Origin of the sequence: Vibrio hepatarius (assembly GCF_018860525.1) — a bacterium.
In the GTDB taxonomy this organism is placed as follows: Bacteria; Pseudomonadota; Gammaproteobacteria; order Enterobacterales; family Vibrionaceae; genus Vibrio; species Vibrio hepatarius_B.
In genome coordinates this window covers 1-21,481 of the sequence record NZ_JAHKPM010000049.1, presented here as the reverse complement: position 1 = coordinate 21,481, position 21,481 = coordinate 1, and the positions used below count along the sequence as shown (strand labels likewise).

Here is a 21,481-nt window from a genome sequence, read left to right as displayed (position 1 = left end):
GTTAGCGATACCACCAATGTTGACTACCACTGTGGTTGTTTCTTTTGAATGAAAGAGGGCATGGTGGAAGGCTGGAACTAATGGTGCGCCCTGACCACCTAGTGCAATATCTTTGCGTCTAAAATCTGCTACAGTTGTAATTTCTGTCTTCGCCGCGATTATGTTGGCATCTCCTAGTTGTATGGTAAATGGAGTATTACCTGTAGGCTGATGGAAAACAGTTTGCCCATGATTACCAATTGCAGATATTTGTTTTTTATTGTATCCAGTCTCTTTAAGTAAATCTTGCACAGATTCTGCATACAAATGCCCTAATTGATGGTCTAATTCTCCAAGTTGTTTCAGATCTGTTTTTTGACCCAAACATACACCTAACACCTGCTGTTTAATGCCGTTTGGTATGATATAAGCTTTTGAAGCTATTAACTTTATATTCTTATCAGATATTTCAACTAATGCAGCATCTATACCGTCTAGACTAGTACCAGACATAAGGCCAATATATAGCTCTGTATTCATAGCCACTAGTTTTCCTTTAAATATACTCTAGACCATAGTATGCGATGATACTGGACCAAAAAGCGATAGATAAACCACTATTTTCATAAGTTATACAGTCAAATTTTCAAAGGATAGGTGGGTTTATTAAGGGGATATGGTTAGTAAGATTTGCTGGGTGCACAGGTTGAAAATAAAAAAGACGATGCAGGTGATATGGAGATCTTACTATTTTCTTCGTATCCTAGCGTGAGGATAGATGGCTGTTTTTAAGTGGGTGGTAAAAGTAGCCTCTAAATTGAATTAATTTTTTGATGCTATGTGAAATATCTGAGGACTGATTATATGGGACCTTTATGGCTTGATGTGGAAGGGTATGAATTGACCGCTGAAGATAAAGAGATTCTTCAGCATCCTACAGTCGGTGGAGTCATACTATTTTCTCGAAATTACTATGATAATGAGCAGTTATTGGCATTGAACAAAGCTATCCGCCTAGCGGCAAAGCGATCAATCCTTATTGGTGTCGATCAAGAAGGAGGGAGAGTGCAACGTTTTCGCCAAGGCTTTTCCTCTATTCCTGCTGCTAATTTGTATGCTAAGCAAGATAACGGTGAAAAGATGGCAGAGCTCGGTGGCTGGCTTATGGCTGCTGAATTGATTGCTCATGACATTGATCTTAGCTTTGCTCCTGTACTAGATAAAGGTCATCAATCGAAAGCTATCGGTAGTCGCTCTTTTGGTGAAGATATAGACACCATAGTTCTCCATAGCAGTGCTTATATGCGTGGAATGAAAGCTGTAGGCATGTCAACTACAGGAAAGCATTTTCCTGGGCACGGCGGTGTGGTTGCAGATTCTCATCTTGAAACTCCTTTTGATTATCGAGAGTCAATATTTGACCAGGACATGGCAATTTTCGAAGCTCAGATTAAACATAATCTGCTCGATGCCATGATGCCTGCACATGTTATTTTTCCTCATTACGATTCAGAACCTGCCAGCGGCTCTAAATATTGGTTAAAGAATGTATTAAGAGAACAATTAGCCTTTGATGGTCTGGTTTTCTCTGATGATCTCACTATGGAAGGGGCCTCAGTCATGGGCTCTGTTGCTGAGCGTGCACAAAAATCATTAGCGGCGGGCTGCGATATGGTGCTTGTGTGCAACCAACGTGATGCTCAGATCGAGGTTCTAGATCATTTAGCAATAAGCAAAGTGCCGCAAGCAGTAAATTTATTGAAGAAGCAATCCTTTAGCTTGTCCGAACTTTGTCGTAGTCGAGAGTGGAAGTTTGCTGTTGATGCGATGAAACGTATTCTTGAAGGATGAATACAATAAATCTCCACTGCTAAGTATATCTTGGACTGAAATATTTCAATGTACGCTAGTGTAAGTATTTTTTTACAGTGTGTTTTTTTGTTTACGACTTGAGTTTTTGATACAGCCTGATAAGGTATTTAAAACCTACCTTACAGGCGTGAGGTGATTTAATGTAAATATATTTATACGAAGATGTGTTATGCAAAAAAGTGAATTGAGCAATATTAATATTATTGAAGAGCAAGTACTGATTACACCTGAAGAATTAAAAGTAAAATTTCCTCTGAGTGACAGTGCTCGCCATTTTATTCAACAATCTCGTCAAGCAATATCTGACATTATTCATAAAAAAGATCATCGTTTATTGGTGGTTTGTGGGCCATGCTCAATTCATGATATTGATGCAGCTAAAGACTATGCAAGGCGTCTAAAAGTTCTTTCTGAGCAGCTTGGTGATCAAATCTATCTCGTTATGCGTGTTTACTTTGAAAAACCTCGCACGACGATTGGCTGGAAAGGGTTGATTAATGATCCTCAGCTTGACGGCTCCTTTGATATCGAACAGGGTTTACACGTTGGCCGAAGGTTACTGGTGGATCTTGCTGAAATGGAAATACCTTTAGCAACAGAGGCACTCGACCCGATTAGTCCTCAATATCTTGCCGATACATTCAGTTGGGCTGCAATTGGCGCTAGAACAACTGAATCACAAACCCATCGAGAAATGGCCAGTGGATTATCAATGCCCATTGGATTTAAAAATGGTACTGACGGTAGTTTGTCTACGGCAATAAATGCTATGCAGGCTGCATCTTCAAGTCATAGATTTATGGGAATAAGTCGTGAAGGGCAAGTGGCACAGCTCACAACGCAGGGGAATACTAACGGTCATATTATTTTGCGCGGAGGAAAGCAGACTAACTATGATTCTGTATCTGTTACAGAATGTGAGCAAGAGATGGAGAAATCAGGCTTAGAAGTATCTTTAATGGTTGATTGTAGCCACGCGAATTCGTGCAAAGATTTCCGTCGGCAGCCATTGGTCGCTGAAGATGTAATTCACCAGATCTGTGAAGGTAACCAATCTATCATAGGTTTAATGATAGAAAGTCATATCAACGAGGGAAATCAAGCTTCGAATATTGCACTAAATGACATGAAATATGGTGTATCAATCACCGATGCTTGTATTAATTGGGAGACCACTGAGGCACTATTACGTCATGCGTATACTGAACTTGTCCCATTTTTGGAGCATAGGTTTAAAAGTTAACAAGGAATATCAATGGCTGTTGAATTAAACGAGTTGCGTGATCAAATTGACGCAGTAGATCAACAAATTCTAGATTTACTAGCACAGCGGTTGGCTTTAGTAGAGAAAGTGGGTGAGGTGAAAAGTATCCATGGTTTGCCAATTTATGCCCCAGATCGGGAAGCGGCCATGCTTTCCTCCCGCCGTGAAGAAGCGATAAAGAAAGGGGTTCCTCCACAGCTTATTGAAGATATTTTGCGCCGTACTATGCGTGAGTCCTACGCGAGTGAAAAAGACTCAGGTTTTAAGTGTTTGAAACCGAAATTGGGGACTGTTGTTATTGTTGGTGGTTACGGTAAGTTAGGACGTTTATTTGGTAGGATGTTTAAGTTGTCCGGCTATCAAGTCGAGGTGATTGAAAGTGGTGATTGGAACCAAGCTAATGAAATATTATCTAAAGCTGGCTTAGTTATGGTAACTGTGCCCATTGATCATACTCTGGAAGTCATTAGAAAGTTGGATAACCTGCCTCCAAGTTGTATTTTATGCGACCTTACTTCAATTAAGGCTAGTCCATTAAAGGCTATGCTTGATGTCCATCATGGACCAGTCGTCGGCCTTCATCCAATGTTTGGCCCTGATGTTCCAAGCCTAGCTAAGCAAGTGGTTGTTCATTGTAATGGTCGTGGGGAAGAAGATTACCAATGGCTACTCAAACAGCTTTCAATTTGGGGGGCGAGTTTATGTGATATGGATGCGGCTGAACACGATCATGGTATGACTTTAATTCAAGCATTACGTCACTTTACATCATTTACCTATGGGTTGCATTTGAGTAGAGAAAATCCGAATATCGAACAGCTTTTGCAACTTAGCTCGCCTATTTATCGTCTTGAGTTGGCTATGGTAGGCCGCTTGTTTGGTCAAGATCCTAATTTATATGGAGATATTATACTTTCCTCTGATGAGAATGTACAAATGATAAAACGCTTCCATCAATGTTTTGGAGAAGCTATAGATATTTTAGATTGTCGAGATAAACAAGAGTTTGTGGCTAAATTTAATAATGTCAGTGATTGGTTTGGAGACTACTCTCAGCAATTTATGCATGAAAGTCAAAATCTATTGAAACAGGCAAATGATTCTATCCACCGAGGCTAGTTATTCTGTTAATAACACCACCGTTTGGCTCACTTGATGTGGGCTATTATTGTTTGTTTTAGTTATCCTTTACCTTATTTTAAATATTTAATCTATCGCGATACCTTTAATCTTTAGGGTGCTGCTGTATTAGTGGTATTCACCTAAATCTGTTAAGTGCTCGATATCTCTGTGTAACAGCTCATCGTCTCCTACGTTTAATTCAATTAGCCTTTTGAGGTGGCCAATACTATCAATGTCTATATGGTCGATGCTTAGGCGTATTACATTACCATTGAGTCCTACCACTTCTCCCACTAATTCAATGATTATGTCAGTGTCTTGAAGTGCAAATTCTACATCTACCATAGTATTGAGACTTAAATCGTCAGAATTATCTGATGTTAGTAGTAATCCATGCAAGGATAAGTCGCATATAAAGCAATGGACTACCTTGTTCTTTTGCGATAATACCGCTGGTGTCTGATATATAATTCGCGAAAATTGTCGACGTTCTATCATGGTTGATTCTCTCTGTGCTACCCAATGGTCAAAATCGTTAAATAAAGAATAGCTACCACTTGGCCTTTAATATCAATAATATGACATTATGACTCTGCTTGCGACGGAGTTAAAAATTAAGGCCGCAATGGAGGCGGCCTTTGTTCGAATAATAAGCCAGTATTATTTACTAATACGCTTATATTTGATTCGATGAGGCTCCGCTGCATCGGGGCCCAAGGTTTTCTTCAGCCATTCCATATACTCAGTATAGTTACCTTCATAGAAGTTGACCTGTCCTTCATCACGATAGTCAATAATGTGGGTTGCAATACGGTCTAGGAACCAGCGGTCATGTGAAATAACCATAGCACATCCAGGGAACTCTAATAGAGCTTCTTCTAGAGCTCGAAGTGTTTCGACATCAAGATCGTTGGTCGGCTCATCGAGTAACAACACATTGCCACCAGCTTTTAGCAGCTTAGCCAAATGAACTCGGTTACGTTCCCCTCCAGATAGCTCCCCGATGATTTTTTGTTGATCGCTTCCTTTAAAGTTAAAGCGAGAGCAATACGCACGGGCAGGAATTTCAAAATTGTTTATCTTGATAATATCCGAACCTTCCGAGATTTCTTGAAAGAGAGTTTTTGTATCATCCATACTGTCACGGAACTGGTCAACTGAGGCAAGTTTAACCGTATCCCCCATTTCAATGGTTCCCGAGTCAGGTTGCTCTATACCACTTAGCATCTTAAACAGCGTTGATTTACCAGCGCCGTTAGCCCCGATAATACCCACGATAGCTCCTTTTGGAAGACTAAATGATAGGTCATCAATAAGGACGCGACCGTCAAATGATTTTGTTAAGTTATTAACTTCAATAACTTTATCACCTAGACGTTCACCTGGTGGGATAAAGAGTTCATTGGTTTCATTACGTTTCTGGTGATCGCTATTTTGTAGTTCTTCAAAGCGTGCCATTCGAGCTTTAGATTTAGCTTGACGCCCTTTAGGGTTTTGACGTACCCATTCGAGTTCTTTCTCGATAGTTTTTTGACGAGCTTTCTCTTGAGAAGCTTCTTGCTGGAGGCGTGCATCTTTTTGCTCTAGCCACGAAGTGTAATTACCTTGCCAAGGGATGCCTTCTCCTCTATCTAATTCTAAAATCCAGCCCGCCGCATTATCTAGGAAGTAGCGGTCATGGGTAATGGCTACCACTGTTCCAGTATAATCAACTAGGAAACGCTCAAGCCAAGCCACAGATTCGGCATCTAAGTGGTTGGTTGGCTCATCTAGAAGTAACATATCAGGGTTTTCAAGTAGCAAGCGGCAAATAGCAACGCGTCTTCGTTCACCTCCAGATAAATGTTTGATTGGAGTGTCCCATTCTGGTAGACGAAGCGCATCTGCTGCTCGTTCAAGGGCATTCTCTAGGTTGTGTCCATCTTTGGCTTGGATCAATGCTTCAAGTTCACCTTGTTCTTTTGCCAGTGAGTCGAAATCGGCGTCAGGCTCAGCATAAGCGGCGTAAACCTCATCCAGTCGCTTCATTGCACCAGCGACGTCTGAAACTGCTTCCTCAACGATTTCTCGAACTGTTTTAGATTCATCAAGTATTGGCTCTTGAGGTAGATAACCCACGTTTAAGCCAGGTTGAGGGCGCGCTTCACCATCGATATCTGTATCAATGCCTGCCATGATGCGAAGTAAAGTTGACTTACCAGCACCATTTAGACCCAGCACGCCGATCTTTGCTCCAGGAAAAAAACTGAGAGATATATCTTTGAGAATCTGACGTTTGGGTGGAACAATTTTGCTCACCCGAGACATGGTATATACGTATTCAGCCATTGCTGATTGTCCCTAGACTATGAATTTAAGTAGAGGGGTATTTTATACTAAGATGAGATGCTTTGTTACCTAGTCTGTAGCGAATGACCTTTCTGACCGTTTTATTCTTAATTATCCTTGATTACTACTGATAGTGTCACATTAGTATGATTTTATTAGTATTTATATCTATTAAGTTTTTGGTTCTATTTAGAATAAGGATACATTCATAGTGGAGAGTAGGCTCGGGCATTTAGAAGAGCTAAAACTTACATTGGTCAATCTTTATGAGGCAAGGCTTATTTTATGTAGCTATTCTTTATTCATAAGACCTAACGAATTGAAGGAGGAGGAGCATAGCTTTGGTGTAATAAGAACCCAAGAGTACGCTGTCTTCTAGATTGTTTCAAATTACTTTAATGATCAAATATATACTGCGATATAAACCTTAACTTCTCTACGGGATGAGAACTTATGACGCTAACGTTTCTTAAGTCGCTGCATCGCATTCATTCATTGACTCTTTTCTTGGGGTCGGTGGTTTGCAGCGTAAGTTTTGCTCCACATGTTTGGGCTAATGACCTTCAGCAACAACGTGCCACATATGATAAAGCTCAGAAATTGCTGGATAAAGGTAAAGTATCTCAATACTTCAAAATTCGCGATCAGATAGCTGAGTATCCTCTAACTCCCTATACCGACTATCGAGCATTTTTGGTTAATATTGGTCAAAAAACGCCTGTAGAAGTCGAAACTTTTATTGATAACTACAAGACTATACCTTTCTCTGGTCGAATTCGTGCCCCTTATATTGATAGCCTTGCTCATAGGAAGCAATGGAAAAAACTAAATGAATTTCAGACTGATGAACCTCGTGGTGAAACGTACCAATGTCATTATTTCTATGCACTTTACAAAACAGGGAATCGTGAAAAAGCTTTTGAAGGGGCTGAAAAACTTTGGCTGTCCGGTGAAAGTATATCTGATGCCTGTGATACCCTCTTTAGTGCGTGGGATAAGTCAGGAGCAAGGACAGATCAACATATCCTTGAACGTATGCTGCTAGTATTCGAAACTCGTAACAATTTATTGATGAATTATTTGAGGAAACAACTCAGAACGACCAAAGCTAAAAAGCAAGCTAAAGAAATGAAAGTTTTGTATAACCGTCCAGATCAAGTACTGAACTTTGCTTTTGATCATCCAAGTAATGACTGGTATCGTTCTTTGACGGCTATGGCCCTAAAAAAGCTTGCTCGAAAAAATATTAAATCAGCATTTAGTCTCTTTGAACAAGTAGTCTCAGCACAAAGTATGTCAGCCGAAGAGGTACAGGTTTTGGCTGACTTTATCTCTTTTAGACTAATCAATACTGATTCTTTGTTACAGGAACGATGGCGCGATAAAAAAATTGCCACTTCAACCAACTATAAATTAATTGAGCGTCGTATACGTCTTGCGATACAAGATGCTGATTGGCAAGGTATTACCAAATGGATTGCTTTACTTCCTGATAACAAAAAAAACAGCTTACGTTGGCAGTATTGGTTAGGGAGAAGTGAGTTAGCTAAAGGTGAAAAGAAAGAGGGGAGTCAACGTCTTGAACGAATTGTAGGTCAGCGTAATTTCTATAGTGTTGCGGCGGCGAAAGAGATCAAACAATCGATTAATTACCCCATTTCAACCATTTCTTTTCAGCAAGATACAGTCAAACCTTTTCGAGTAGCTTTGGTTCGAATTGAAGAGCTTATTTTACGAGATAAAATTGCCGTGGCAAAAAATGAATGGCAATGGTTACTCAACCGAGCTAATGATACTCAGAAAGAAATGTTAGCGGCTTATGCTGCTAACAAGCAGTGGTCTCACCTTAGTGTAAAGGCAAGCATTCAGGCAAAAATGTGGGACAATATTGAGCTTCGCTTTCCAGTGGCACATCAATGGTGGTTTGATTTTTATGGTCAGAAACACAGCATAGATCCGATTACTTTAATGTCTTTGGCTAGACAAGAAAGTGCACTTGATGTGTTAGCGCGTTCACCTGTCGGTGCGAGAGGTATTATGCAGATTATGCCTTCAACAGCTAAATATACGGCTCGAAAATATCAATTGATGTACCGCAGCAGTAAAGACTTATATGAAGTAGGGAAAAATATTGAAATAGGCAGCCATTACCTAAAAGGTTTGTTAGAAAGGTACGATAATAATCGAGTTTTCGCTTTTGCAGCGTATAATGCTGGTCCGCATCGAGTCAAAACTTGGCGGAAACGCACTCAAGGCAGATTAGATGCATATGCATTTATTGAAGCTATTCCCTTTAAGGAAACTCGTGGGTATGTCCAGAACATCTTGATGTTTGAAACATACTACCGTGATTTGTTGGGTGTAGATGGTGCATTTCTCAATCAACATGAGATAGAAGCCAGATATTAATTTATAGCGTTCCTAGGGTCCAAAAGTAAATGGCAAGACAACCTGAGTATAACGAGTGGCAACAGATTTTAGATTTGATTAAATCCAGTATTAATTCTGACCAGCACGAGATGTTATTGACTATGTTATTGACCGCTGATGAGCGTGAAGCTTTGATTGCACGAGTGAACATCTGCTGTGAACTACTCAAAGGTGATCTTTCACAGCGGCAGATTAGTAACAAGCTAGGAGTTGGTGTTGCCACAATAACTCGTGGATCTAATGAGCTTAAGTCAAAGACAGAGTGCGAGAAAGCGCAGCTGTTCTCACTTCTAAACCTTGAATAGTTAACTTTATCCCATCTCTAAAGATTTTCGGGAAAGTATTCAGTATTAGTAAACGGGATTAGCGCTAAAATTAATGCTTGATGATAGACATCGCTGCGTGTGAGCTTATTGTGAGTTAACAAGCTTATTGCGCCGCCTTTTTGTTTAATATTTTCTGTGCTAAACACCTTATCCATTACATCGCCTAGTTCATTTGCATTAGCCAGATTTTTTAATACCATAGGTGGTAAAACTAAGCTTGCTGAACGAGACTCCCCCCTGCGTGTTGCGGACTCAACAATCATCCATGCAAAAGTGGCGTTGCCTTCTATTCCGGCTTCAAGGCCAACATAATAATCCGCATGTGGGTGAGCCTCTTTTGCATTTTGTACACGGTTAATAGCGCCTTTATAGGTTTCATCATTGCTCATGGGTTGATCTGCAACACCGCTGGGAACCTTAATTGCTAAAAAATCAAATTCTTGTGAATTAAAAACTACTTCGAAAGCACTCTTAACTGCTTTGCTTTTGGCTGGATTAAGAGATGTGATAACAACTTTCTTCGTCGACATGTTTATTCCCTGGTTCGGTCTGCTTGAGAAACTTTAGCTCAGATAGAGATAATGGTGGAGAAAGAAAATATCCTTGCATATAGTCACATTGGTTTTCGGCAAGCCAGTTTAACATAGAGATGGATTCTATGCCTTCGGCAGTGACTATCATAGATTGAGAATGGCATAGATCTACTAGTGGCTTAATTACTTTTTGATTTTGAGTCTTTATCAAAGTAGTAAGGAACTCTCGATCAAGCTTGATTTTTTGTACAGGATACTCCACTAGTTGAGTAATGGAGGTATAACCAGAGCCGAAATCATCAATAGCTAATTTGAACCCCATTATAGATAGTTCATGTAACAGGGAGTAGCTTTGAGAATCTGTAGCGAAGGTCTCTGTAATTTCGAAATCTACTAAGTTTGGTTTTACGTGATATAGTTTGGCAGCACTTTGTATGTCTCTTGCTAGCTGCTGTGAATCTAACTCTGCAGATGACAAATTAATTGATAATTGGATGGGGTAACCAAAACAATTTTGTAATGTCACAAAATCTTTAAATGCCTGCAGGATCACCCAGCGATCTATTTTTCCAAATAAGCCAGTCTTTTCTGAAATGGGGATAAACTCCGCCGGACTTACTTTACCCATGTTTGGGGAAAACCAACGTAATAATGCTTCTACACCAACAATATTTTTACCTGAGCGATCAAAGTATGGTTGATACATAAGAGTAAACTCATCGTCGAATTGACCATTTCTAAGTGCTTGCTCTATTTGGTTTCTACGTCTAACAATTTCATCTAGCTCTTGTGAGTATCGTGCTATTTGGTTTTTGCCAGCTCGCTTGGCTTGATACATAGCAGTATCAGCATTGGAAAGGAGGCTTTCCAAATCTTGGCCATCTTCAGGGTAGGTGGCTATGCCAATACTAGCCGTTATAGGAAAGTTCCCTAAAGGAGAATTCTTCGAGCTTTGGATAGGGTCTAGAATTCCTTTCGCCAGATCATATGAATAGTTGTTTTGCTGTGAAGATGTAATAAAGATAGCAAACTCATCTCCGGACAACCTTGAAGCAACGCATGTGGTGTCATGATGGTGCTGATATTTTTCACTTAACTCGCGTATATGATCTGCGAAATCAATTAGCAGTGAATCTCCAACATGATGGCCATATTTATCATTTACATACTTAAAATTGTCCAAATCAATAAATAGTATCCAAGCTTGATCAGACTGTTGACTGTCTTTGATGGCTTGTTCGACACACATCTGAAACTGATATCGATTAGCTAATTGAGTTAAATGGTCATTTTCAGCCATTGCTTTAGTCTTTTGGTAACTAGAGTTTAGCTCTTTGTACATATCATAGAATCGAACAGATAGTCGTCCTATTTCATCATTGGTACTAAGGCGAATTATGTTTTGGCGCTTGCGTTGCTCTACTTGCCGGAGTTGTTTATCAAGAAAAATTATAGGACTTATTACTCGATGATGGAGGAGAAACAGTAAGATAAAAATAGTGATGACAGTTGATGCGCCAAAAAAGAGTAGTAGTCGCTGCTCGATATTGTCGAGTTTTTCTTTAAGCAGATATTGAGCGGGATCTAAAACGGCATAAAGTTTTGGCAGTAGCTCTGCCGATTGAGTCAAACCGGATTTAATAACAGGGTAATCACTGAAAAAAATACTGGTATCATTGTCAAACTCGATAATATGTTTTAGTTGATCGAAATTATTTAACGATAAATAGACGACAACAAAAAACAAATGATCTTTATTGTAGCTGAGTGGGGTCATTAAAGTGTCAGTATCAAGTACATCATAGCGAACAAGGATACTCTGGCCCTGATGGTTTTGTGTAAAACCAATAAAAGAACTATTGCCTGTCTGCCGGTAATTTGAGTTGACGAATTGGTGTACATTCTTATCAAGCTTTGAAAATGGGTCAAGTTGGTTATCGGCATAGAACAATGGACTACGGGTGTAATCTAGAATAGCAACAGCAACATCGCTGTTTTTGTTTACTTGAAGGCTAGAAAGCGTTGTGTGAAGCGTATCGATTAACTCCATCTCACGATATGGGTTATCTTCCTTGTTAAAATAATGGCGTATGATATCGCTTTTCGTTAGGGTCAGGGCGTAGCTGTTTAATATTGCTACAGATTGCCGAAAATGTCCCGCCAATTTTTCTATTGTTAATTGAAGGTAGCTATTTTCACGTTTAATCAACGCATCTTTTTGATTGTGATATATACCGTAGCTAGAAAATGCAGCACTTATTAGAATGACTGGCGATACTAGCAATAGTACTCTAGTGCTGAGTTTCATGACTTTTTAGAATACGGTTGAGTATTTTAGTTCGTAAGCTGATGTTTTTAGAGGATAGTTCAACATCAACTCGCCCCTGATCTATCCTTTGCTGTGGTGGAAACAATGATGCATCATTTTTATACCAATCAGGCGTTTGTTTTAACGCAGTTAGATTGGGTGTCGAAGCTTTGATAAAAATGGCATTCTTTGCAGCTACATCGGGATCCATAATGTATTCTAGAAATTTTTTGGCGTTAGCCGAGTTGGTCGAGTGTTTGCTTATTGCGAGGCAGTCAACCCAAATGAAAATCTCTCCGTCAGGAATAGTGAAGCCCCATTTATCACCGACAAAGTAGCGGTTAAGAGAATATTGGTCTCCGCTGTAGGCAAGAGCCATGGCTAATTTTTCATTATTACTTTGTGTACTCCTTACGTAACTCAATATATATTCGTAAGTTAGTATCTTTTCGTTGAAGCTTTGCATTTGAGGATAAGCGGCTTCGATGATTGATGGGGTATCTTCATCAGGCGTTAGACCTAGGCTATAAAATACAGGGAGGAAACTTTCAATACTATCATTGATCATTCCTATACGTCCTTCTAGCTCCTTCGGAGGAGATACAAATTCATTCCATGTAGCTGGTGGTTTTGGGACTAGGTCTTTTCTATAGGCTACCCCCACTGTTCCCCAAAAGTATGGAACAGCGTAATCACCACAAGCTTGTAACCATTTCTTTCCATTATGCTGACGGTTCTTGATACCACTAAGATCTTCAAATATACCTAATCGTCCGTATATTTGCGCAGAAACGTTATCCAAAATCATAACATCAAAGGGTAACTGAAGACTTTTTATCATCAATAGGCTTCGTTCATCATCATTATCAAAATGTGTGGGTTCAAGAGATATGCCTGTTGACGACTCCCAGTCTTCAACGACATAAGGTGAGATAGTATCTTCCCACATATAGATGTTAATAGGTGTATTGGATTGTGCTGAAAAGCTTTGCGTAGTGAATGCTAATAAAAGGAAAAATAGTGATCTCATGTCAAACGGGAAGTTCCATAATGCTTTGGTAAATTCGCTCAAAATGACATGTCTAAAAATGACTGACACTACATCTATATGCAACTAATGTAAGTGATATTAATTTTTTTTCTGATCAGTGTCAGTCATTTGATATTATTTATTTGATCTATATCTTTTTTTTTATTCAAATCTTATTTTCGTTGGAGATACATTCTCACTTGGATAGCAGCCTAAAACTTTGAGATGTTTTGTTAATTTCGTTAGTTCTTGCAGTACTTTTTGCATATCATCTGACTCAAGGTGAACTTCTAGGTCGACATAAAACATTTCTTCCCAAGGATTTCCTATAATAGGCCGAGACTCAAGTTTGTTCATATTGATTGAGTATTTTTGCAGCACTAATAACGTGGCAACTAAAGATCCTGCTTCTTGGGAGGTTGACATTATAAGAGTAGTTTTTGCAGGGATCTGGTTGGAGACTTCAACAGGCTTTCTTGCGACTACAATAAAACGAGTATGGTTCTCAGTTTGGTTGGCAATATTTGTTTGAATAGATTGTAGACCATAAAGTTTTCCACTAGCGGCATGCCCAATAGCGGCAACGTCATCTCGATTTATGTCTTTTACTTTCTTCATTGCATCTGCAGTGCTGGTGCAAGATTCAAGAGTGACCCCTTTGATTCGACTTAGGAACTCGCTGCATTGTTGATGTGGTTGAGGATGTGAATAAAGAGTTTTTATGTCCTCTATACGGATATCTGAGGTGGCGACTAAGCAGTGTTCGATTGGTAATATCATTTCTCCGACAATATGAAGTGTTGTATGTTGGAGTAGATCATATACTTCATTAATAGAGCCTGAGCTGGTATTTTCAATTGGGAGCACCCCGTAGTCTGCATGTCCAGACTCAACTGTTTGTGCAACTTCCTTAAAATGTTGGCAATTCAATTCTATCAGTTCTGTATTCTTTCGGCTGAAATATTCAAGGCTAGCTAGGTGAGAATAAGAGCCCTTTGAACCCAAAAAAGCCACCCGAGCTAATGGTTTTCGGCTTATTTCTGGATTGGCAAGGTTTTGTAGATAAGATTGCTGTAGTAGGACGGAATCTTCGATAATAGTATGAAATAGCTTGGTAATATACTGCGCATCAAGTTCATATTTATCACGCCCAGTATTAATTAATTTAACTAGTAACTGTTGTTCACGCGTTGCATCTCGCACAGGTTTGGATGTCTGAACTTTACTTTTTGCTACCTCAATGCTCATTTGTCTTCTTTCTGATAAAAGCTTGAGCAATTCATCATCTACCTCATTTAAACGTAATCGAATGTCATTGAGTGAGTATTTTTGATCGGTCATCCTTATGGTCCTCATTAAAAAAGCCTCCCACTGGGAGGCTTCCTGTTCGTTTTGACTTTTCTTTCGAAAACGATAGAGCCTCCAGTTTTAATGGAGTAAAAAGCAGTCAAAAAAGAACAGGCGATCTAGAATCATGGTTTGTCAGTAATCTTGTGATATTGTTAACACAATAAGCAACCGATTAATCAGCGTCAAGCAAAAAAATAGCGCCTTAAGCGCTATTCTCAATATTGTCATTTAATCGATTTTTGAGAGGTCAGTTACTCAATTTCTATTTCTTCTGGTTCAGGCTTTTCAGATCGCCTAGCCTCAGGTTTGTGGCGAAGCTTGTTGAGTTGACGCTCGAGTTTCTGTTCTACTTCATTTACCGCAGCATAAAGGTCTTCATGAACAGCTGAAGCGACGAGCTTACCTTTTGGCACGGTAATAACAGCTTCAAACTTTTTGTGTTTATTTGGTTCTTCACTAAAACATGCTTGGCATCCGATAATATCAACTTGCCACTTTTCTAATTTTTTAAATTTACTCTCTATGTGAGATCGGATAGCAGAGGTGATGTCGATATTTTTACCAGTGATGTTTACTTTCATAGATATTTTCCTCTGTAGCATCCTCAATGGATTAACTTCAGATTACCTATCTCAAATCAAAATAACGTGACTCATATCACCTTTTTGGTTATATGTTTAGATTGAGAATTCAAACGTGATCGACATCTAGAACTGAGTATCTGAACAGGAAAAGTGCTTGTTATGGGAATAAAACTTGTTAGTTTATTGATGTTGTGGGCTAAAAAAACAACATTTACAGATCGTCATATCATCCCAAGTATAACTATCTTTTTAACGATTTTAACTTGTAAAGTAAAACGCTTTAGTTTGCTAGCTTCACCTTTTTAGGTCAATGAAGATGGAAGTAAGCTGAGAGACTCAGATTCCTAGGCTATCTATTAAGTCTCTCAAGGCAAATTAAACAGAGTTGCATTGAGTAAAAGTACTCACCTTAAAGCACACTTACTGTAGATTAAGGTCTATTAACTGCTGAGTGCGCTTAGCCGCATCTTCTAATCCTAACTCTTGGTATGCTGCCAATTGAATGTTAAGAGATTTGATCGCAGCTTCAGTATCAGGGTAAGTTTTTTGTAACTCTTGTGTGCGGTTTATTGCGGCAATCCAAGCTTCTCGTCGAAGATAGAAATCTGCGGTAGCAAGATCATAGTTAGCTAGTCGGTTTTTTAAAGCAATCATACGTTTTTTCGCGTCTTCAGCATATGGGCTGCTAGGATACCTTTCCAGTAACTTTTTGAAATCAGAAAACGCTTTTTTAACTGGTTCTGGGTCTCGATCACTACGATCGACATTAAATAAATCGTGCATAAAGTTACGATCTTGTGCCATGTGAGTTAAGCCACGCATATATAACACCCAATCAAGTTTTTCATGAGTCGGATTTAAACGTGAGAATCGCTCAATCGTTGCCAAGCTAAGCGCTAAGTCATCATTTTTGTAATATGCATATATCAGGTCTAACTGGACTTGCTCTGAATAAGCACCAAACGGGTATCTGGAATCCAAGGCTTCAAGCTTATCGATTGCCGTTAGCCAGTTTCCGCTTTGCAAAGATACCTGAGCTTCTGAGTATAATTCTGAAGGTGGAATATCTGGAACAATCTCATCACTGCTCGAGCAGCCAACTAAAACAGATAATGCTAATAAACCAGATAAAGTATACTTTTTCATGTCAGGATTCGATTCCTTGAGATAAATATTTCTTTTGCTTCCGTTACTTTCTTGTCGGTAGCAGATACAATGGAGCAATATTCTTCCATACTAGTGGCAATTAGTCCCACAGTTTTTAAAAAAGTTCGATATGGCTCAGCAGATTGAATTAAACAATACAGTAAAAGATAGTCAATTAGGTCAGCGTCTTGACCAAGCGATTGCAGAAATATTCGCCGATTTTTCACGTTCTCGCCTTAAAGAATGGCTGAAGGATGGAAAAGTTCAGGTTAATGGAGAAGTAGTCACTAAACCTCGCACGAAAGTGATGGGGGGAGAAACTATAACACTTCAAGCCGAACTAGAAGATGAGGAGCGCTGGGAAGCGCAAGATATTTCATTGGATATCGTTTATGAAGACGATGACATTCTCATTATTAACAAACCACGTGATTTTGTAGTTCACCCAGGAGCAGGTACACCTGACGGTACAGTATTAAATGCATTATTACACCATTACCCAGATATAGCGGAGGTGCCTCGTGCTGGCATCGTTCATCGTCTTGATAAAAATACCACAGGACTGATGGTTGTTGCTAAAACCGTGCCTGCTCAGACTAGACTTGTCCGAGCACTGCAAAAGCGCAATATCACTCGAGAGTATGAAGCCATTGCTATTGGCCGTATGACAGCTGGAGGGCGAGTAGAACAGCCTATTGGGCGTCATTCAACAAAACGTACTTTGATGGCGGTTAGCCCCATGGGGAAGCTGGCAGTAACACATTATCGTGTTGCCGAGCACTTTCGTGAGCATACTCGTATCCGGTTAAGGCTAGAAACTGGGCGTACTCACCAGATTCGTGTTCATATGGCTTACCTTCAGCATCCATTGCTTGGAGACTCAGCGTATGGTGGCCGTGCTAGAATTCCGTCAGAGGCTTCTGATGAACTGGCGGATATGATACGTAAGTTCGACCGGCAAGCTCTGCATGCTGTGATGCTCAAATTTGAACATCCCATAACGGGAGAAGAACTGGAGTTTCATGCTCCTGTACCTCAAGATATGGTGTGTATGACAGACGCTTTACGGCAAGATGCTCAGGTTCATGGCATCGAGGATGAGTTTTAATATGGAAGTGATCATTCCCAATTGGCCTACACCTGCAAATGTAAGGGCTTTCTCGTCGACTCGAAGTCAAGGTTTTTCGAGTGGAGCGTATAGAGGGTTGAACCTAGGTGGGCATGTTGGGGATGATGACACTGATGTTAAAAATAATCGTCGTTGGTTGTTTGAGCAGTCCTCGATGCCAAGCGCTCCTATCTGGTTAAATCAAACACACTCAACAACAGTGATTGAGGTTGCAGAATCAAATGATGTCACGCTCAATGCTGATGGCTTGTTTACCCGAGAGGCGGGTGTAGTTTGCTCTGTAATGACAGCAGATTGCCTACCTGTATTACTGTCAAATGTTTCCGGTAGCCAAGTTGCTGCTGTACATGCAGGTTGGCGAGGTTTAGCAAGTGGAATTATTGAGCAAGCAGTAGAAAAATTTCAAGGTCAAGTAATGGCATGGATTGGTCCTGCTATTGGTTCGACAGCATTTGAAGTTGGCAAAGATGTCTATGAAGCATTTGTTTCAATAGACTCGTCTGCAGCAAATGCATTTAAGCGTATTGGAATGTCGGGAAAATGGCTAGCAGATATGAATATGCTAGCGACACAAAGGCTGAATAATGCTAGCGTTTTAGATGTTTATTATAGTGATATGTGCACATATGCTGATCCTGAACGTTTTTTCTCTTATCGCCGAGATGGCGCTACAGGCCGACAAGCAACTTTTATCTGGATAGAAAAGTAACGGTTTTGAATTACTGACCCTTGAAAGTCGCTGGTTGCGGAACCATCTATCATACTGACTAAAAGAGTTTTTCTTCGTTAAGGTTAGGAAGGTAGATATGCGTCTTGACAGGTTCACCAGCAAATTTCAAATCGCGATATCTGACGCACAATCATTGGCGTTAGGGCGTGATCATCAATATATCGAGCCAGTCCATCTCATGGTTGCTTTGATGGATCAAAATGGCAGTCCTATTCGTCCATTACTCACTATGCTTGATGTCGATGCCACTCACTTGAGATCTAAATTGAGTGAAATGCTTGATCGCTTACCTAAAGTCAGTGGTATTGGTGGCGATGTACAACTATCGAGCTCTATGGGTACTGTGTTCAACCTTTGCGATAAGGTCGCACAAAAACGCCAAGATGCTTATATTTCTTCAGAAGTTTTTCTTCTTGCCGCTGTTGCAGATAAAGGGCCTTTAGGAGAACTATTCAAGGAGTTGGGCTTAACCGAAGCAAAACTGAGTGCTGCTATAGATAAAATTCGTGGCGGCCAAACGGTCAATGACCCTAACGCAGAAGAACTTCGCCAGGCACTTGAAAAGTTTACTATTGACCTTACTGAGCGAGCTGAACAAGGTAAGTTAGATCCTGTTATTGGCCGAGATGATGAAATTCGCCGCACCATCCAAGTATTGCAAAGACGAACTAAAAATAACCCGGTAATCATTGGCGAGCCAGGTGTGGGTAAAACTGCAATTGTTGAGGGCTTGGCTCAGCGTATTATAAATAATGAGGTTCCAGAAGGCCTGCGAAATAAACGCGTTTTGTCTCTCGACATGGGGGCTTTGGTCGCTGGAGCTAAATATCGAGGGGAGTTTGAAGAGCGCCTTAAATCTGTTTTGAATGAACTGTCTAAAGAAGAAGGAAGCATAATCCTATTTATAGACGAGATTCATACTATGGTCGGTGCAGGCAAAGGTGAAGGTTCTATGGATGCAGGAAATATGCTTAAGCCTGCTTTAGCGAGGGGTGAGCTTCACTGTGTTGGTGCGACAACTTTGGATGAATATCGTCAATATATAGAAAAGGACCCTGCCCTTGAGCGCCGTTTCCAAAAGGTGTTAGTCGATGAACCTTCGGTGGAAGATACGGTCGCAATTTTACGCGGTCTTAAGGAGCGGTATGAGCTTCATCATCATGTGGAGATCACTGACCCAGCGATTGTTGCCGCTGCAAGTTTATCACATCGATATGTCTCCGATCGTCAGTTGCCAGATAAAGCCATAGATTTGATTGACGAGGCGGCATCAAGCATACGAATGCAAATTGATTCCAAACCTGAATCCTTGGATAAACTTGAACGTAAAATAGTACAGCTGAAAATAGAGCAGCAAGCTCTGACTAACGAACATGATGAAGCAAGTGAAAAACGTCTTTTCAACCTTAATGAAGAACTTCAGGATAAAGAGCGTGCTTTTGCTGAGTTAGAAGAAGTATGGAATGCCGAGAAAGCAGCCCTTTCCGGGACACAGCATATTAAAAGCGAACTAGAGCAAGCACGTATGGATATGGAATTTGCGCGTCGTGCTGGCGATCTTAATCGGATGTCTGAACTTCAGTATGGACGGATTCCAGAATTAGAAAAACAGTTGGATCTTGCTACCCAGGCTGAGATGCAGGAGATGACCTTACTACGTAATAAGGTGACAGATAACGAGATTGCTGAAGTACTATCTAAGCAGACGGGTATCCCTGTATCCAAGATGCTTGAAGCTGAAAAAGAAAAGCTGTTACGGATGGAAGAGGTTCTTCATGCTCGTGTTATCGGTCAAAAAGAAGCGGTAGAAATGGTTTCTAATGCCATTCGTCGCAGCAGGGCAGGTTTGTCAGATCCTAACAAGCCAATTGGCTCGTTTCTATTCCTAGGCCCAACTGGAGTAGGTAAAACAGAGCTTTGTAAGACTCTGGCCAACTTCTTATTTGACAGTGAAGATGCAATGGTGCGCATTGATATGTCAGAATTTATGGAAAAACATTCAGTGGCTAGGCTTGTAGGAGCTCCTCCAGGATATGTTGGGTATGAAGAAGGGGGATATATAACGGAAGCGGTAAGAAGAAAGCCATACTCGGTAATTTTGCTAGATGAAGTTGAGAAAGCTCACCCTGATGTATTTAACATACTACTGCAAGTGTTGGATGATGGAAGACTTACAGATGGACAAGGTCGAACAGTTGATTTTCGTAATACTGTTGTGATTATGACGTCAAACCTTGGTTCGGCAAAAATTCAAGAGAACTTTGGCACTGTTGATTATCAAGGCATGAAAGAGCAAGTCATGGAAGTGGTTAATACACATTTTCGTCCAGAGTTCCTTAACCGAATTGATGAAAGTGTCGTTTTCCACCCTCTTGCCCAAGAACATATTAAATCTATCGCATCGATTCAATTGAATAGACTTACCCAACGCATGGAAGATGGAGGGTATAAGTTACAAGTGACTGATAAGGCACTTGAATTTATTGCTCAAGCTGGATTTGACCCTGTGTTTGGAGCTAGACCATTAAAGCGCGCTATTCAACAGAGTGTCGAAAATCCTCTTGCCAAAGCAATACTGGCAGGGAAGGTGATACCGGATAAAGTAATTAAGTTATCGGTGAGTAAAGATCAAATTGTCGCTCAGCAATGACGTTATACTTAATTATAGAGGGCTGTTTAGCCCTCTAATCGTATACAACTTCTAAATTTAGACTGTTTTTTGAGCAAACGATACCTAAGGGAAGGTTTTTTACTAATTTTCCCTTGTGCTATCGAAATACTTCCCTATAATCCGCTCTCGTTGTCAGACATGAAGAGTTTGACATCACTGTGGCCATGAAGGTTACAGCAGTAACCTCAAGAGAAATAAAGAAAAGTGTTTGACACTATATTTTATATCGCTAGAATAGCCGCCTCTTCTTTGAGAGTTAACTAAACCAAAGAAGAATTGCTCTTTAACAATATAAACCTATCAATCTGTGTGGGCACTCGTTGATGATAATCCAACTTTTGGTTTTCACTTTTTTATAAAAGTAAAATCAAAAACTGATTCTTCGGAATCATTTGGTATCAATGAACTGAGTGACCAATACGAATAACGACTTTCTCTTGTAGAAAGGCATTATTTGGCACAGTCAATTCATTATCGTTCTGTTGGAACGATAATAGCTTTAGAATGACATGTTCATTTTCGAATGAATATTAGTTTTGAAGTCAGTATTCATTGAGCCCAATCCTATTTAGTTAGGAAATCAAAACTTTAAATTGAAGAGTTTGATCATGGCTCAGATTGAACGCTGGCGGCAGGCCTAACACATGCAAGTCGAGCGGAAACGAGAAGTAGCTTGCTA

Annotated in this window: 17 protein-coding genes, 1 rRNA gene and 1 other annotated feature; of the genes, 9 read left to right on the top strand and 9 right to left on the bottom strand. The window is 40.1% G+C overall.

Going from position 1 to position 21,481, the window contains the following annotated elements:
* The coding region (locus KO511_RS14115) for an anhydro-N-acetylmuramic acid kinase (protein ID WP_215988054.1) at positions 1–519 on the bottom strand (519 nt) is incomplete at its 3' end.
* 324 nt (positions 520–843) lie between these two features.
* On the opposite strand from KO511_RS14115, the gene nagZ reads away from it, so the two are divergent.
* From nagZ to tyrA, 3 genes are all read left to right on the top strand, one after another.
* On the top strand, positions 844–1,830 hold the full coding sequence (nagZ, locus tag KO511_RS14110) for a beta-N-acetylhexosaminidase (protein WP_215988053.1): 987 nt from the start codon (positions 844–846) through the stop codon (positions 1,828–1,830).
* A 190-nt stretch (positions 1,831–2,020) separates the two neighbouring features.
* Positions 2,021–3,094 carry a 3-deoxy-7-phosphoheptulonate synthase gene (locus KO511_RS14105; protein ID WP_215988052.1) on the top strand — a complete coding sequence of 358 codons (1,074 nt, stop codon included), beginning with the start codon at positions 2,021–2,023 and terminating at the stop codon, positions 3,092–3,094.
* A 12-nt stretch (positions 3,095–3,106) separates the two neighbouring features.
* Positions 3,107–4,234, top strand: a complete 1,128-nt coding sequence (tyrA, locus tag KO511_RS14100) for a bifunctional chorismate mutase/prephenate dehydrogenase (protein ID WP_215988051.1) — start codon at positions 3,107–3,109, stop codon at positions 4,232–4,234.
* Positions 4,235–4,363: 129 nt separating this feature from the next.
* Here the strand turns inward: tyrA and KO511_RS14095 are convergent, their stop codons facing one another.
* Together KO511_RS14095 and ettA are read right to left on the bottom strand one after the other, a co-directional pair.
* A complete protein-coding gene (locus tag KO511_RS14095) occupies positions 4,364–4,735 on the bottom strand; it encodes a PilZ domain-containing protein (RefSeq protein ID WP_215988050.1) in 372 nt (123 codons plus the stop codon).
* Positions 4,736–4,897: 162 nt separating this feature from the next.
* A complete protein-coding gene (gene ettA, locus KO511_RS14090) occupies positions 4,898–6,565 on the bottom strand; it encodes an energy-dependent translational throttle protein EttA (protein WP_215988049.1) in 1,668 nt (555 codons plus the stop codon).
* Positions 6,566–7,018: 453 nt separating this feature from the next.
* On the opposite strand from ettA, the gene sltY reads away from it, so the two are divergent.
* Entirely contained in the window at positions 7,019–8,974 is a 1,956-nt protein-coding gene (sltY, locus tag KO511_RS14085) for a murein transglycosylase (RefSeq protein WP_215988048.1), read from the top strand.
* A gap of 29 nt (positions 8,975–9,003) precedes the next feature.
* Complete coding sequence (trpR, locus tag KO511_RS14080) at positions 9,004–9,300, top strand: trp operon repressor (protein WP_215988047.1); 297 nt, start codon at positions 9,004–9,006, stop codon at positions 9,298–9,300.
* Positions 9,301–9,317: 17 nt separating this feature from the next.
* Here trpR and yjjX read toward each other — a convergent pair whose 3' ends face one another.
* The 6 genes from yjjX to bamD all read right to left on the bottom strand — a co-directional run bounded on the left by yjjX (position 9,318) and on the right by bamD (position 16,272).
* Complete coding sequence (gene yjjX / locus KO511_RS14075; protein WP_215988046.1) at positions 9,318–9,851, bottom strand: inosine/xanthosine triphosphatase; 534 nt, start codon at positions 9,849–9,851, stop codon at positions 9,318–9,320.
* On the bottom strand, positions 9,817–12,162 hold the full coding sequence (locus tag KO511_RS14070; RefSeq protein ID WP_215988045.1) for a putative bifunctional diguanylate cyclase/phosphodiesterase: 2,346 nt from the start codon (positions 12,160–12,162) through the stop codon (positions 9,817–9,819). Before KO511_RS14070 ends, yjjX begins: the two co-directional genes overlap by 35 nt.
* Positions 12,146–13,192 (bottom strand): polyamine ABC transporter substrate-binding protein, encoded by a 1,047-nt coding sequence (locus KO511_RS14065; RefSeq protein WP_215988044.1) that lies wholly within the window; start codon positions 13,190–13,192, stop codon positions 12,146–12,148. Before KO511_RS14065 ends, KO511_RS14070 begins: the two co-directional genes overlap by 17 nt.
* Positions 13,193–13,354: 162 nt before the next feature.
* Complete coding sequence (pheA, locus tag KO511_RS14060; protein WP_215988043.1) at positions 13,355–14,533, bottom strand: prephenate dehydratase; 1,179 nt, start codon at positions 14,531–14,533, stop codon at positions 13,355–13,357.
* A gap of 13 nt (positions 14,534–14,546) precedes the next feature.
* Positions 14,547–14,666: a sequence feature (Phe leader region), on the bottom strand.
* A gap of 127 nt (positions 14,667–14,793) precedes the next feature.
* The gene (hpf, locus tag KO511_RS14055; RefSeq protein WP_215988042.1) at positions 14,794–15,123 is read right to left on the bottom strand and encodes a ribosome hibernation-promoting factor, HPF/YfiA family; all 330 of its coding nucleotides are present in this window, start codon (positions 15,121–15,123) and stop codon (positions 14,794–14,796) included.
* A gap of 423 nt (positions 15,124–15,546) precedes the next feature.
* A complete protein-coding gene (gene bamD / locus KO511_RS14050) occupies positions 15,547–16,272 on the bottom strand; it encodes an outer membrane protein assembly factor BamD (RefSeq protein WP_215988041.1) in 726 nt (241 codons plus the stop codon).
* Positions 16,273–16,402: 130 nt separating this feature from the next.
* On the opposite strand from bamD, the gene rluD reads away from it, so the two are divergent.
* The 4 genes from rluD to KO511_RS14030 all read left to right on the top strand — a co-directional run.
* On the top strand, positions 16,403–17,380 hold the full coding sequence (rluD, locus tag KO511_RS14045) for a 23S rRNA pseudouridine(1911/1915/1917) synthase RluD (protein WP_215988040.1): 978 nt from the start codon (positions 16,403–16,405) through the stop codon (positions 17,378–17,380).
* A gap of 1 nt (position 17,381) precedes the next feature.
* A complete protein-coding gene (pgeF, locus tag KO511_RS14040) occupies positions 17,382–18,110 on the top strand; it encodes a peptidoglycan editing factor PgeF (protein WP_215988039.1) in 729 nt (242 codons plus the stop codon).
* A 97-nt stretch (positions 18,111–18,207) separates the two neighbouring features.
* Complete coding sequence (gene clpB / locus KO511_RS14035; RefSeq protein ID WP_215988038.1) at positions 18,208–20,781, top strand: ATP-dependent chaperone ClpB; 2,574 nt, start codon at positions 18,208–18,210, stop codon at positions 20,779–20,781.
* Between the two features lie 611 nt (positions 20,782–21,392).
* Positions 21,393–21,481, top strand: a 16S ribosomal RNA gene (locus KO511_RS14030); the annotation flags it as partial.